We start from the raw sequence: 13,144 nt of genomic DNA on the forward strand, positions 1-13,144 counted from the left end.
CCGGCACCACGACGCGGGCCGCCTCGGGCCTGCGAACTGGTTGTGTGCCGGAACCCAACGACATCGCTCACCCCACATGCGGCACGACCGATGCCGACCACGGCATTCGCGTCTTCCCTGCCCCTCTCGTCGAATCAAACGCGTCCCACGCGTGCGAACGGCCACCTCCGCGCCGCATCGGCCAAGCGATGCAAGGCGCGTGAAGCCGCGCTAGGATTGGCCCCGACAAGGGGGCCCCATGAGCCAGGACTTCGCGCTTCTGTACATGCAGCTTGGACTGCATCCGGACTGCAGCCTCGAAGACCTCAAGCGCGCGTATCGCATCCGCGTGGGCGAACTGCATCCGGACCGGCACCTGGATCGCCCGGCCTCCGATGACGCCAACGCCGCCCTCACCGAACTCACCGCGCTGTATTCGGGCGCCATCCGTTTCCACCGCATCCACGGCCGCCTGCCGGGCTCCACGCCACGCGGGCCGACAGTGTCTTCGCGTGGCGCACCCGAGCCCGCGCACTTCACGACGACGGCCTTGCGCGCCGCACCGCGCGAAAGCGATCGCGCCACGCAGAGCATGACGCCGCGCATCGCGGTGCTCAGCGTGCTCGTGCTGGTGGTGGTGATGGTGGTGCTGCACTGGTCGGAAACCGCGCAGGTCGCGCCGCACGCGGACAGCGGCGACGCCGTGGCCGCCGCGGTCGACCCCAATACGCCGCGGCTGGAGCTGGGCATGGAGGAAGCGGCCGTCGTCGCGATCCAGGGGCCGCCCGAGCGGGTGCAGGACGACGTCTGGAACTACGGTTCCTCGTGGGTGCGCTTCGAGGACGGCCACGTGGTCGACTGGGCGAGCGTGCCGCCAAACCGGCTGATGACGCTGACGCCGCGGCCGGTCAAGGAAGACGAGAACGGCGAGGAAGAGGCGTTCGGGCCGTGACGTTTTTGGCTTCGGCTTACGACGTTGGCTTCTGACTTTGCCCCCTCTCCCGCTTGCGGGAGAGGGTTGGGGTGAGGGCAAATCCGCCAATCAACCAGAAGGCGCTACCGGCCGCCTGCCCTCACCCCTTGCCCTCTCCCGCACGCGGGAGAGGGGGAGTGATCGCCAGCGGGTTCGACTCCGGCCTGGCCTCGGCACCGAGGCGCTGGATCCTCGTCCGCGTCTGGTTACCTGGACCCGCGCTGGAACAACACCACTTCGACCGTCTGCAACAGGATGATCAGGTCGAACACCAGGCCGTGGTTCTTGACGTAGAACAGGTCGAATTTCAGCTTCTCTTCCGCGTCGCGCACGGACGCGCCGTACGGGTACCTCAATTGCGCCCAGCCCGTCAGGCCGGGCTTCACGCAATGACGCACGGCGTAATAACGGATCTCGCGGCTGAGCATGTCGACGAACTGCGGACGTTCCGGGCGCGGGCCGACGATGCTCATCTCGCCGCGCAGGATGTTGAACAGTTGCGGCAATTCATCCAGTCGCGTCAGGCGGATGAACTTGCCCACGCGCGTGGTGCGGTCGTCGCCGCGTTGCGCCCATCGCGCCACGCCGTCGCCTTCGGCATCCACGCGCATGCTGCGGAACTTGATCAGCTCGAACGGCCGCCCGCCTTCGCCGATGCGCGTCTGCTGGTAGAGGATCGGGCCGCTGGATTCCAGGCGGATCAGCGCTGCCACCAGCACCATGAAGGGCCACGCGATCAGCAGCAGCGCCGACGCCGCGAGCACGTCGAACAGCCGCTTGTTCATGCAGCGCGACGTCGAATGATCGAAACCGCCCGAGAACACCAGCCACGACGGATCGCACAGGTTCGTGGTGACCAGGCCCGCTTCGCGTTCGAAGAACGTGGACAGATCGGTCATCGCCACGCCGCGCTGCACGCAGGTCAGCATCTCCTCCATCGGTAGCCCGCCGCGACGTTCGTCCGGCGCGACCACGACTTCGCTGATCTGCAAGCGATGCACGATGTCGGCCAAGCCATCGGGCGCGGCAACGCGCATCGAGTCGGGCACGCAGGCTTCCTGCCCTTCGATCGGCACGAAGCCGATCAGCGAGAACGCGCGCCGATCGCTGCCGCGACGCATGCGCGTGTTGATCAGGTCCGCGTTATGGCCCGCGCCAAGCACCAGCACGCGGCGTTTGAACAGGTCGCCGCGGAACACGTGCATCACGCAGAAGCGCAGCGCCGCCATGCCGATCAGGCCAAGGATCATCGCGATCACGATGACGCCTCGACCGATGTAGGCGTTCGGGATCAGGTAATACAGCACCATCAGCCCGATGCCGCCGATGGCGAAGGACACCAGCAGCCGCAGCGCGAACTCGAAGCGATTGAGCCGCACATGCACCTGGTACAACCCCAACGCCGCCATCGCGGTGGTGACGAACGCCGCCACCAGCAACGCGCGCACGGTGAGGTTCTCGGAGAAGATCTCGTGGCCTTCGGGGTCGTTCATGAAGCGCAGCCACGCCGCGCCCATCACCGCCGCCATCACCAGCAGCACTTCGAGCAGCCACAGAAGCAGCAACGCCCGGTTCTTCAGACTCGCCTTTCCGAACATCATGGGACCGCACTCCTACGCGGTGCGCGCGCCATCGCGCACGCACGTCCGACAGACAGCCGTTGGAAGGTTCCGGAGAAGTGCCGGCCGGGGCCGGGCGTCGCGCGTCATGGTCATGACGTCCCCTGTGCGACGCAGTCACGACAAGGACAACGACCTTCCGCCGGCACTCCGGCCAGCGGGTGGATCGTGGGGATGCAATTGCAGGCATTCGACCGCGGCCTCGCGCGGCGCCGCTACGGCCGCGGTCCATCGCTCGCCTACATCGAGCATGGCCAGGCGCACGCTGCACGCCGCAGGAAGTTCCCGCGCGCTCCCGGCCAGGATGAATTCCCCGCCGGCGGCGGCGTGGAAACTGCACATCTCGCGCGCCAGGCCGATGCCCTCGGCCTTGAGCAGCGCTTCCTTGCGAACCCACAGCGCCAGCAGCGCACGACTGCGCGCCGGTTCGGGCAGGTTCGCCAGCGATTGGAGTTCGGACGGATGGCACACGCTCGTCGCGATGCCGGGCAATTCGGACGCGCGGAACGCGGCTTCGATGTCGATGCCGACCGGTCCGAGCGCGCAAAGCGCGAACGCGGCGACACCGTCGGCATGGCTCAGGCTGGTGTGCACGGCGTGGCCGTGCAGCGTGATGCCGGGCAGGTACGGCGCGCCTTCGGCATCGCGGGCGATCGTGATCGATTCCGGCGCGACGCCCAGCGACGCGGCCACGAACAGCCGGTGGAGCGCATAGGTCAGCGCGAGCGCTTCGCGGTCGTCGGCAAAACGCCGCTGGCCTGCGCGCTGGCGTTCGGAAGCGTCCAGCAGCGACCACGCCTCGTCGCGCCAGGGATGCCACGGGCGCAACGCGATGACGGCGGTCGCACAGGCGCCGGGCGCCATCGGCCCGCACGCGAACGCGTCGCGCAACGAGCACGCCGATGTTGCCTGTCGCCATGCGACCGCCACCTCGCCCCCTGTCCGGTCCTGCCGGTGCCTGCTCCGAATCGACGATCCGGATTCAACGAACACGAACGCAGCCATCGCTCGAAGGCGGACACGGCCGCGTCCGCGTCCTGTCGCGGCCCGCGAGTGCGTTAGGTGCATCAAGGCGACCGCGGGCGAAGCCGGCGGCCGTCACGCCAACGAACGAGTGAACGAATGGACACGACCGAGATCGGGGAACGGCTGGTCCAGCGGGCCATCCTGGAATCGCACCGCGCAGACGGGGCCGCCCGCGCCGACATCGCCACGCACGACGAACCCGGCGTGGCCGCCTTGCCCACGCTGGACACGGTGCGCCTGGGCGTCGTCGGACTGGGGTACGTCGGACTGCCGCTGGCTGTGGCCTTCGGCCGCCGCTTCGACACGGTCGGTTTCGACATCAACGCGCAACGCGTGGTCGAACTGCGCGAAGGGCGCGACAGCACGCTGGAAGTCGATGCGGACGAACTCGCGCAGGCCAAGCGGCTGCGCTGCAGCAGCGACCTGGGGATGTTGCAGCGGTGCAACGTCTACATCGTCACGGTGCCCACGCCGATCGACGCCGCCAAGCGCCCGGACCTCGGCCCGCTGGTGCGCGCGAGCGAGGCGCTGGGCCAGGTGCTCAAGCGCGGCGACGTCGTGGTGTACGAGTCCACCGTGTATCCCGGCTGCACCGAAGAAGTCTGCGTGCCGATCCTGGAGCGCGCGTCCGGCCTGGTGTTCAACCGCGACTTCTTTGCCGGCTACAGCCCCGAGCGCATCAACCCGGGCGACAAGGAACATCGACTCACGCGCATCCTGAAGATCACGTCGGGCTCGACGCCGCGCGCGGCGGATTTCGTCGATGCGCTCTACGGTTCGATCATCGAGGCCGGCACGCACAAGGCCAGTTCGATCAAGGTCGCGGAGGCGGCGAAAGTCATCGAGAACACGCAGCGCGATCTCAACATCGCGCTGGTCAACGACCTCGCGATCCTGTTCAACAAGCTCGGCATCGACACGCTGGAAGTGCTGCAGGCGGCGGGCACGAAGTGGAATTTCCTTCCCTTCCGGCCGGGGCTGGTCGGCGGCCACTGCATCGGCGTGGACCCGTATTACCTGACACACAAGGCGCAGGAGATCGGCCACCACCCCGACGTGATCCTCGCCGGCCGCCGCACCAACGACGGCATGGGTGCGTACATCGCCAGCGAAGTCGTGCGACTGATGGTGCGCCGTGGCATCAATCCCGTGCAGGCGCGCATTCTGGTGCTCGGGCTTGCGTTCAAGGAGAACTGCCCGGACCTGCGCAACACGCGCGTGGTCGACATCGTCCACGCGCTGCGTGGCTACAACGCACAGGTCGACGTGCACGACCCATGGGTGAACGCGCACGATGCATCGCACGAGTACGGACTGGCGATGAACGGTGCGCCGGAACACGGGTCATACGACGCGGTGATCGTCGCGGTCGCGCATCGCGAGTTCGCGCAACTCGGCGCCGACGGCGTGCGGGCGTACGGCAAGCCGACGTCGATCGTCTACGACGTGAAATACGTGCTGCCCCGCGACGCGGTGGACGGACGCCTGTGACGATGAAAGTCCTCGTAACGGGAACCGCCGGCTTCATCGGGTCGCACGTCGCGCAGGCGCTGCTGGCGCGCGGCGACGAGGTGATCGGCTTCGACAACCTCAACGACTACTACGACGTCGCGCTCAAGCGCGCGCGACTGGCGCGCTTCGCGGATCATCCCGCGTACACGCATGTGCACGGCGACCTGGCCGATCGGGATGCCGTTGAAGCCCTGTTCCGCGAACATCGCCCGCAGCGCGTGGTGAACCTGGCCGCGCAGGCCGGCGTGCGCTACGCGGCGGAGAATCCGCACGTGTACGTGGCGAGCAACGTGACCGGCTTCCTGCATGTGCTCGAAGGCGCGCGGCGCCATGGCGTCGAGCATCTGGTGTATGCATCGACCAGTTCGGTCTATGGCGCGAACACCGCGATGCCGTTCTCGGAACATCAATCCACCGAACATCCGCTCACGCTCTACGCCGCCACCAAGAAGGCGAACGAGGCGATGGCGCACAGCTACGCGCACCTTTACGGCGTGCCGTGCACGGGTCTGCGGTTCTTCACCGTCTACGGCCCGTGGGGTCGGCCGGACATGGCGCTGTTCCTGTTCACGCGCGCGATCCTCGCGGGCGAGCCGATTCCGGTGTTCAACCACGGACGCCACAAGCGCAGCTTCACCTACATCGACGACATCGTCGCCGGCGTGGTGCGCGCGCTCGATCGCGTGCCGGGCGTAGACGACACGTGGAATGGCACGACTCCCGATCCTTCGAGCAGCGGCGTTGCGCCGTACCGGCTCTACAACATCGGCAGCGCGCAGAGCGTCGAACTGCTGCGCTACATCGAGGTGCTGGAGCAGTGCCTGGGACGCAAGGCGACGCTGCGCATGCTGCCGCTGCAGGCCGGCGACGTGCCGGCGACCGAGGCGGACTGCACCGATCTCGCACGCGACATGGGCTACGCGCCGAGCGTGACGGTGGAGGATGGCGTGGCGCGGTTCGTCGCGTGGTATCGCGAGTACTACGGTGTGCGCGACACGCGCGACGCGTCGGCGGCCGTCGCGGTGTGAGTCAACGATTCGCAATGCGTCGCGTGCCAACGCGCGCTCGAAACGCAAACAAAAAGGCCGATGCTTTCGCATCGGCCTTTTTGTCTTGTATGGCGCGCCCGGAGAGATTCGAACTCCCGACCACCAAGTTCGTAGCCTGGTGCTCTATCCAGCTGAGCTACGGGCGCTGAGTTGAAAAATTATGAAGGATCGTTGCCGATTCGTCAAACATTTTTCGAACATTTCTGTCGAAGCCGTTGGAGGCGCTTCAACAGTGCACGTACCGCGCGGATACGTGCGACCGCTTGGATCGCATGCACGTCGCTGATCGCGTCGTGCAAGGCCAGCATGCGTTGCATCCTGGCGGCCGATCCGGCCGGTCGATGGAACTGGCGGAGACTGAGGGATTCGAACCCTCGATGGAGCTTTTGACCCCATACTCCCTTAGCAGGGGAGCCCCTTCGGCCTCTCGGGCAAGTCTCCGCGGAAACATCAAGAACGGTGCGGGCGCAAAGGATAGCGGCTCGCTCCGCCGACGGCAAACGATTTCTCAGCCGGCGTTGTGCTTGCCCGAATCGTTGTCCGCGGGCTCCTCGCCACGCTGGATACGCTGGTAGATCTCTTCGCGATGGACTGCAACATCTTTCGGCGCGGTAATACCAATACGCACCTGGTTTCCCTTGACGCCGAGCACGGTGACGGTCACCGAGTCGCCGATCATCAAGGTCTCACCGACGCGACGCGTCAGGATCAGCATCTAACATCTCCTATGGCCGCCTTTCCAGGCCGGCATGTGGGAGCTCCGGGAGCTCCCCGTTTTCGAAACACAAACGTGAACCATCTTAGCGGCGGGCCAAACGCCCTCGCAACCGCAAGTGGCCAGCGTTCACCATTCAGCCAAGCTTGCTCTCGACCCAGGCCGGAACCTCGGCGAGGACCTGGACCAGGGCCGGGCCGTCGTCGCCACCGCCCTGCGCCATGTCCGGGCGACCACCGCCCTTGCCATTGATCCGACTGGCGACGTGTGCGAGGAGTTCCCCCGCCTTCACCTTGCCGGCCGCGCTTCCGTTCACACCGGCCACGAGCGCGGCCTTGCCCTCGCTCGCACCGGCCAGGACGATCACCGCATCGCCCATCTGCTGCTTGAGGCGGTCGACCGCATCGCGCAACGCCTTGGCGTCGAAACCCTCCAGCCGCGTGGCGACGACCTTGACGCCGGCGACCTGCGCGGCCGATGACGCCAGGTCCGACGTCGCGCCCGAGGCGGCCTTGGCCTTAAGCGATTCGAGCTCGCGCTCGAGCTTCTTCTGGCGATCGAGCAGGCTGCGCAGCTTGTCGGAGACGTCGGCCGCGTTGCCGCCCAGCAGGCGCGCCGCCTCGTCGAGTCGGTGCTCTTCCTCGGCGACGAAGTCCAGCGCACCCTGCCCCGTCAGCGCCTCGATACGGCGCACACCGGCGGACACGCCACCTTCGGACACGATCTTGAACAGGCCGATGTCGCCGGTACGCGAAACGTGCGTGCCGCCGCAGAGTTCGGTCGAGGTGTCGCCCATGCGCAACACCCGCACGTTGTCGCCGTACTTCTCGCCGAACAGCGCCATCGCGCCGAAATCCAGCGCCTCCTGCATGCCCATGTGGTGCACTTCGGCAGCGTGGTTGCGGCGGATTTCCGCGTTGACGCGACGCTCGATCTCGGCCAGCTCGCCCGCGCTCACCGGCGCGAAGTGCGAGAAGTCGAAACGCAGGCGATCGGGCGCGACCAGCGAACCCTTCTGCACGACGTGATCGCCGAGCACCGAACGCAGTGCCGAATGCAGCAGGTGCGTGGCCGAATGGTTGAGGACCGTGGCCGCGCGGCGCACGGTGTCGACCGTGGCACGAATGCGGTCACCACGCTTCAGCGAGCCGCTGGCCAGCGTGCCGACGTGACCGTGGAACTGGCCCGCGAACTTCACCGTATCGCGCACGGCGAAGCGCGCGTCGCCGGCTTCCAGGTCGCCGGTGTCGCCGACCTGGCCGCCGCTTTCGGCGTAGAACGGCGTGCGATCGAGGATCACCGCCGCTTCTTCGCCGGCTTCGATGCGATCGACGGCGCGGCCGTTCTTCAGCAGCGCGACGATCTCCAGGCCCTCGTCGGACAGCTGTTCGTAACCGAGGAACTGCGTCGGCGCCAGCTGCGCGGCGAGTTCGGCCGGCATCGTCGCGGCGTTGCCGAACTTGCCTGCGGCGCGCGCGGTTTCGCGCTGCTGCTCCATGGCGGCTTCAAAACCCGCCATGTCCACCGACAGGCCGCGCTCGCGCGCGATGTCGGCGGTCAGGTCGACCGGGAAACCGTAGGTGTCGTACAGGCGGAACGCGTCGACGCCGGGGATCGTGGTGTTCGAGCGCGCGGCGACTTCATCGAAGATGCGCATGCCGGCGTCGAGCGTTTCGGCGAAGCGCTCTTCCTCGGCCAGCAGCGCGCGTTCGACGAACTCGCGCTTGGCGGTGAGTTCGGGATACGCATCGCCCATCACTTCGACCAGCGGTGCGACCATGCGGTGGAAGAACGGGCCCTTCTGGCCGAGCATCCAGCCGTGGCGCAGCGCGCGACGGATGATGCGGCGCAGGACATAGCCGCGGCCTTCGTTGCTCGGCAGCACGCCATCGACGATGAGGAAGGCGCAGGCGCGGATGTGATCGGCGATCACGCGCAGCGACTTGTTGTCGAGGTCCGCGGTGGAGGTGAATTCCGCGGCCTTGGCAATCAGGTGGCGGAACAGGTCGATCTCGTAGTTGCCATGCACGCCCTGCAGCACAGCGGCGAGACGCTCAAGCCCCATGCCGGTGTCCACGCACGGCGCCGGCAGCGGTTCGAGCGTGCCATCGGGCTGACGATCGAACTGCATGAACACCAGGTTCCAGATCTCGATGAAGCGATCGCCGTCCTCGTCGGGCGAACCCGGTGGGCCGCCGGCGATGTGCGCGCCGTGGTCGTAGAAGATCTCGGTGCACGGACCGCAGGGGCCGGTGTCGGCCATCTGCCAGAAGTTGTCCGAGGCGAACGGCGCGCCCTTGTTGTCGCCGATGCGGACGATGCGCTCGGCCGGGACGCCGATCTTCTTGTTCCAGATGGCGTAGGCCTCGTCGTCCGTGTGATACACGGTGACGGTGAGGCGTTCGGCCGGCAGGCCCCAGACCTTGGTCAGCAGTTCCCAGGCCCAGGTGATGGCGTCTTCCTTGAAGTAGTCGCCGAACGACCAGTTGCCCAGCATCTCGAAGAACGTGTGGTGGCGCGCGGTGTAGCCGACCTGGTCAAGGTCATTGTGCTTGCCGCCGGCGCGCAGGCAGCGCTGCACGTCGGCCGCGCGCACGTAGCCAGGCTTCTCGCTGCCGAGAAAGACGTTCTTGAACTGGACCATGCCCGAGTTGGTGAAGAGCAACGTCGGGTCGTTCGCCGGCACCAGCGGTGCGGACGGAACGATTGTGTGTGCCTTTCCACGGAAGAATTCGAGGAAATCGCTGCGGATTTCGGTAGTGGTTTTCATGCCTGGCGCGCGAAGTTCGGGGACAGGGCCGGACCACCCGGACCGTCCCGTGTCCTCATCTAGTGGGGACGTCGACAGGAGCAGGCAACCCGAACCCGAAAGCCGGCTAGCGTAGCAGGACGGCCCGCGCCGCGCTTGGCAGCGGTGACACGCGCTGGTTGAAGATCCGGAGGCTGAATGCAGCGGATCGGGCGCCGGGGCGCGGCCGGTTGCCTGCGCCCTCTCGGGCCGAACGCGATGACCCCGGAGGGAAGTCGCGCCACACGTGCTTGGCAATCGCTCCGTTGAAACTCGGGGGCTACGACCTGCGCCCTTCCTCCGCTAGATCAGTCGTCCAGATCCAGCCGGGTCGCGGCACGCACGCTGTCGCCGTCGAAGCCGCGACGGATCAGGAAATCGGCCGCCTTCCGGCGAACCGCCAACTCGTCCAGCGCCTTTCCGAACCGGCGACGGACCAGATCGCGGGCATTTTCCTTCCAGTTGCCCTCGAAGGTCCCCATGGCCACGGCGATGGCCTCGCCATCCAGGCCGTGGGTGGAGAGCTCGGCACGAATCCGCAGGGGCCCGTAGCCACTGGCCGCGCGGCTGCGCACGAGGCTTTCGGCGAAGCGGCTGTCGTCCTGCCAGCCCTCGCCCGCCAGGCGGTCGACGGCGGCCCCGACCTCCCCGGCGTCCAGGCCGCGCGAGGTCAGCTTCCGGTTCAGCTCCTTGCGCGAATGCTCGCGCCGCGCGAGTAGCCCCAGTGCCCGTTGCACCGGGGTCTGCTCACGAACCCGGCGCCTGCGACCGGGACCGTTGGCCCCGGTGCTTCCATCGTTCGGATCGTCATGCATGCCGCGAACCTGCCTTCATGCCACTCAGCCGGGACGATCAGTCGTCCTGGCCGTCGTCTTCCTCGCTGCGGTTGGCTTCGGCCGGCACGAACTTCTCGCGCAGGGCCGTTTCCAGGCGCTCGGCGATATGCGGATTTTCCTTCAGGTACTGACGGGCGTTTTCCTTGCCCTGCCCGATGCGCTCGTCGTACGCGCTGTACCAGGCGCCGGACTTCTCGACCAGCTTGGCCTCCACGCCCATGTCGATCAGCTCGCCTTCGCGCGAGATGCCTTCGCCATAGAGGATTTCGGTGACGACCTGCTTGAACGGCGGCGCCAGCTTGTTCTTCACGACCTTGATGCGGGTCTGGTTGCCGATGATCTCGTCGCCCTTCTTGATCGAACCGATGCGACGGATGTCCAGGCGCACCGAGGCGTAGAACTTCAGCGCGTTGCCGCCGGTGGTGGTTTCCGGGCTCTGGCCCGGCATCATCACGCCGATCTTCATGCGCAGCTGGTTGATGAAGATCACCAGGCAGTTGGAGCGCTTGATGTTGCCGGTGAGCTTGCGCAGCGCCTGGCTCATCAGTCGAGCCTGCAGGCCCGGCAGCTGGTCGCCCATCTCGCCTTCGATTTCGGCCTTCGGCGTCAGCGCGGCGACGGAGTCGACCACGACCATGTCGACCGCCGCCGAACGCACGAGCATGTCGGCGATTTCCAGCGCCTGTTCGCCCGTGTCCGGCTGGCTGACCAGCAGGTCGTCGACGTTGACGCCAAGCTTGGCGGCGTAGATCGGGTCGAGCGCGTGCTCGGCGTCGATGAAGGCGCAGGTGCCGCCGGCCTTCTGGCACTGGGCGATGGCCTGCAGCGTGAGGGTGGTCTTGCCCGAGGATTCCGGGCCGTAGATCTCGACGACGCGGCCCTTCGGCAGGCCGCCGATGCCCAGCGCGATGTCGAGCATCAGCGAGCCGGTACCGATGACTTCCGTCGCTTCGATCGTGCGATCGCCCATGCGCATCACCGAGCCCTTGCCGAACTGCTTTTCGATCTGGCCCAGTGCGGCTGAGAGCGCGCGCTTCTTGTTGTCGTCCATCGTGGTGTTTCCTTCAGTGTCAGTGGCGGAAGTCGTTGCTCGGGATGCAATCTAGCGGCCGCGTATCGCACGGGCTGAGACGCGCCCACGGCCATGTCCAGATTGCGTGGGCGATCGCCGGCCGGCCATGAGGGGTGTCCGGGACAGGGTGTGGGAAAACCCCGCACCCTGCCCCGGAACGCCACTGACGTCGGTCCGGAATTCGCCCGGAAATTCATCGGTCATCGCTGACCCGTTCGGTTTCACCGATTCGGCCTTACCAGGCCGCAGTACAGGCCTTCGATCGCGAAGTCCTGGCCCGGCTCGACCTCGATAGGTGCGTAGTCGGGATTGCGCGGCAGCAGGCGGATGCGGTCCTTGCCGATCTTCAACAGCTTCACGGTGATCTCGTCGTCGATGCGCGCGACCACGATCTGGCCCGAGCGCGCGTCGTTCGTGCGATGCACGCCGATCAGGTCGCCGCTGAAGATGCCCTCGTCCCGCATCGAGTCGCCCTTCACCTTGAGCAGGTAATCGGGCGTGGGCGAGAAGAAGACGCGGTCGAGCAGGACGAAGTCGTCAGAGCCGATGTCGGCGCCGATCGGACGGCCTGCGGCGACCTGCCCCAGCACGGGAAGACGCAGCGCATCGTTCGCGGCTTCGCCGGCGTCGACGTGCCGGACCGTCAGGGAGTCGGACACCGGCTCGACCGCGGCGCACAGCCGGATCGCGCGGGCGCGTCCCGGCATGCGCTGGATGGCACCGGCCTGTTCCAGCGCTTCCAGGTGGTACTGCGCCGCGCGGACGCTGCTGAAGCCCATGGCGCGGGCGATCTCGGTCTGCGACGGCGGAACGCCCTCGGCCTCGATGCGCTCGGCGATGAGGGCGAGGATGGCGCGCTGGGTGTCGGTGATGTCCATTAGTAGCAATACTACTAACGCGAATGGCGAAGTCAACAGCCCCGCCGACCCGGCCCGGCGGCCGCGGGTCAGGCCATCAGTTCGGCCAGCCCGTGAAGCGCCGCGGCGACGGTCTGGCGACGCACCGCGTCGCGGTCGCCGTCGAAATGGAAGGTCACCGCCGTCGGGTAGCCGCCGCGACGCTTCCAGGCGATCCAGACGGTGCCGACCGGCTTGTCTTCGGTGCCGCCGCCGGGGCCGGCGATGCCCGTGACTGCCACGGCCAGCGTCGCGCCCGAATGCACGAGTGCGCCGGACACCATCTCGATCACTGTCTCGCGGCTCACCGCCCCGTGCGTTTCCAGCGTCTGCGGGCGCACGCCCAGCAGCGCCTGCTTGGCCTCGTAGCTGTAGGCCGCCATGCCGCATTCGAACCAGCCGGACGAACCGGGAATGTCGGTCAGCATCTTGGCGATCCAACCGCCCGTGCAGCTTTCGGCGGTGACCAGGGTCTGGCGATGGGCGCGGGCGGCTTCGGCGACCTGTTCGGCCAGGCGCAGCAGGGAGGCATCGGTGACGTCGTTTTTCATGGCGTCGATGATAGCCGCTCCGACTTGCCGCTCCCTTGACCGCATCGCCACGGATGCAGCGGCCACCAACGACGCCCGCGGCTGCTAGCCTAGTGCCCCCTCGCCGGGCCGCCGGCGCCGTCCAACGC

The 13,144-nt window shown here is 67.2% G+C and carries 11 protein-coding genes and 2 tRNA genes; 3 read left to right on the forward strand and 10 right to left on the reverse strand.

What is annotated here, in order from left to right; translation table 11 throughout:
* The first annotated feature begins 238 nt into the window (after window positions 1-238).
* Window positions 239-931 carry a J domain-containing protein gene (locus DX912_RS01900; RefSeq protein WP_115840750.1) on the forward strand — a complete coding sequence of 231 codons (693 nt, stop codon included), beginning with the start codon at window positions 239-241 and terminating at the stop codon, window positions 929-931.
* Between the two features lie 227 nt (window positions 932-1,158).
* Here DX912_RS01900 and DX912_RS01905 read toward each other — a convergent pair whose 3' ends face one another.
* Window positions 1,159-2,553 carry a TIGR03013 family XrtA/PEP-CTERM system glycosyltransferase gene (locus DX912_RS01905; RefSeq protein WP_233433440.1) on the reverse strand — a complete coding sequence of 465 codons (1,395 nt, stop codon included), beginning with the start codon at window positions 2,551-2,553 and terminating at the stop codon, window positions 1,159-1,161.
* Window positions 2,554-2,688: 135 nt separating this feature from the next.
* Window positions 2,689-3,435, reverse strand: a complete 747-nt coding sequence (locus DX912_RS01910; RefSeq protein WP_181902670.1) for a 4'-phosphopantetheinyl transferase family protein — start codon at window positions 3,433-3,435, stop codon at window positions 2,689-2,691.
* A 384-nt stretch (window positions 3,436-3,819) separates the two neighbouring features.
* Between DX912_RS01910 and tviB the strand changes: the two genes are divergently transcribed.
* Both tviB and DX912_RS01920 read left to right on the forward strand, forming a co-directional pair.
* Complete coding sequence (gene tviB / locus DX912_RS01915; RefSeq protein WP_425477891.1) at window positions 3,820-5,088, forward strand: Vi polysaccharide biosynthesis UDP-N-acetylglucosamine C-6 dehydrogenase TviB; 1,269 nt, start codon at window positions 3,820-3,822, stop codon at window positions 5,086-5,088.
* A 2-nt stretch (window positions 5,089-5,090) separates the two neighbouring features.
* Window positions 5,091-6,137, forward strand: coding sequence for an NAD-dependent epimerase (locus DX912_RS01920; protein ID WP_115841028.1), 1,047 nt, complete (start codon window positions 5,091-5,093; stop codon window positions 6,135-6,137).
* A gap of 90 nt (window positions 6,138-6,227) precedes the next feature.
* Here the strand turns inward: DX912_RS01920 and DX912_RS01925 are convergent.
* From DX912_RS01925 to DX912_RS01960, 8 genes are all read right to left on the reverse strand, one after another.
* Window positions 6,228-6,304, reverse strand: a tRNA-Arg gene (locus DX912_RS01925).
* A gap of 202 nt (window positions 6,305-6,506) precedes the next feature.
* Window positions 6,507-6,599: transfer RNA gene (locus DX912_RS01930), tRNA-Ser, on the reverse strand.
* Window positions 6,600-6,666: 67 nt separating this feature from the next.
* The gene (csrA, locus tag DX912_RS01935) at window positions 6,667-6,873 is read right to left on the reverse strand and encodes a carbon storage regulator CsrA (protein ID WP_115840753.1); all 207 of its coding nucleotides are present in this window, start codon (window positions 6,871-6,873) and stop codon (window positions 6,667-6,669) included.
* Between the two features lie 136 nt (window positions 6,874-7,009).
* A complete protein-coding gene (alaS, locus tag DX912_RS01940) occupies window positions 7,010-9,643 on the reverse strand; it encodes an alanine--tRNA ligase (RefSeq protein ID WP_115840754.1) in 2,634 nt (877 codons plus the stop codon).
* A gap of 326 nt (window positions 9,644-9,969) precedes the next feature.
* Window positions 9,970-10,476 carry a recombination regulator RecX gene (gene recX, locus DX912_RS01945; protein WP_115840755.1) on the reverse strand — a complete coding sequence of 169 codons (507 nt, stop codon included), beginning with the start codon at window positions 10,474-10,476 and terminating at the stop codon, window positions 9,970-9,972.
* Between the two features lie 37 nt (window positions 10,477-10,513).
* Window positions 10,514-11,548: a recombinase RecA gene (recA, locus tag DX912_RS01950; protein ID WP_115840756.1), complete on the reverse strand. Its 1,035-nt coding sequence runs from the start codon at window positions 11,546-11,548 to the stop codon at window positions 10,514-10,516.
* 242 nt (window positions 11,549-11,790) lie between these two features.
* The gene (gene lexA, locus DX912_RS01955; RefSeq protein ID WP_115840757.1) at window positions 11,791-12,447 is read right to left on the reverse strand and encodes a transcriptional repressor LexA; all 657 of its coding nucleotides are present in this window, start codon (window positions 12,445-12,447) and stop codon (window positions 11,791-11,793) included.
* A 68-nt stretch (window positions 12,448-12,515) separates the two neighbouring features.
* Complete coding sequence (locus DX912_RS01960; protein ID WP_115840758.1) at window positions 12,516-13,016, reverse strand: CinA family protein; 501 nt, start codon at window positions 13,014-13,016, stop codon at window positions 12,516-12,518.
* Between the last annotated feature and the right edge of the window lie 128 nt (window positions 13,017-13,144).

Source organism: Lysobacter soli, from assembly GCF_003382285.1.
GTDB classification, from domain to species: Bacteria; Pseudomonadota; Gammaproteobacteria; order Xanthomonadales; family Xanthomonadaceae; genus Lysobacter_J; species Lysobacter_J soli.

Excerpts from the sequence above, each read along its gene's own strand:
- csrA (WP_115840753.1), bottom strand. The coding sequence starts at position 6,873 with ATGCTGATCCTGACGCGTCGCGTCGGTGAGACCTTGATGATCGGCGAC.
- lexA (WP_115840757.1), bottom strand. The coding sequence starts at position 12,447 with ATGGACATCACCGACACCCAGCGCGCCATCCTCGCCCTCATCGCCGAG.
- recX (WP_115840755.1), bottom strand. The coding sequence starts at position 10,476 with ATGCATGACGATCCGAACGATGGAAGCACCGGGGCCAACGGTCCCGGT.
- DX912_RS01960 (WP_115840758.1), bottom strand. The coding sequence starts at position 13,016 with ATGAAAAACGACGTCACCGATGCCTCCCTGCTGCGCCTGGCCGAACAG.
- DX912_RS01920 (WP_115841028.1), top strand. The coding sequence starts at position 5,091 with ATGAAAGTCCTCGTAACGGGAACCGCCGGCTTCATCGGGTCGCACGTC.
- DX912_RS01910 (WP_181902670.1), bottom strand. The coding sequence starts at position 3,435 with ATGGCGCCCGGCGCCTGTGCGACCGCCGTCATCGCGTTGCGCCCGTGG.
- alaS (WP_115840754.1), bottom strand. The coding sequence starts at position 9,643 with ATGAAAACCACTACCGAAATCCGCAGCGATTTCCTCGAATTCTTCCGT.
- DX912_RS01900 (WP_115840750.1), top strand. The coding sequence starts at position 239 with ATGAGCCAGGACTTCGCGCTTCTGTACATGCAGCTTGGACTGCATCCG.
- recA (WP_115840756.1), bottom strand. The coding sequence starts at position 11,548 with ATGGACGACAACAAGAAGCGCGCGCTCTCAGCCGCACTGGGCCAGATC.
- DX912_RS01905 (WP_233433440.1), bottom strand. The coding sequence starts at position 2,553 with ATGATGTTCGGAAAGGCGAGTCTGAAGAACCGGGCGTTGCTGCTTCTG.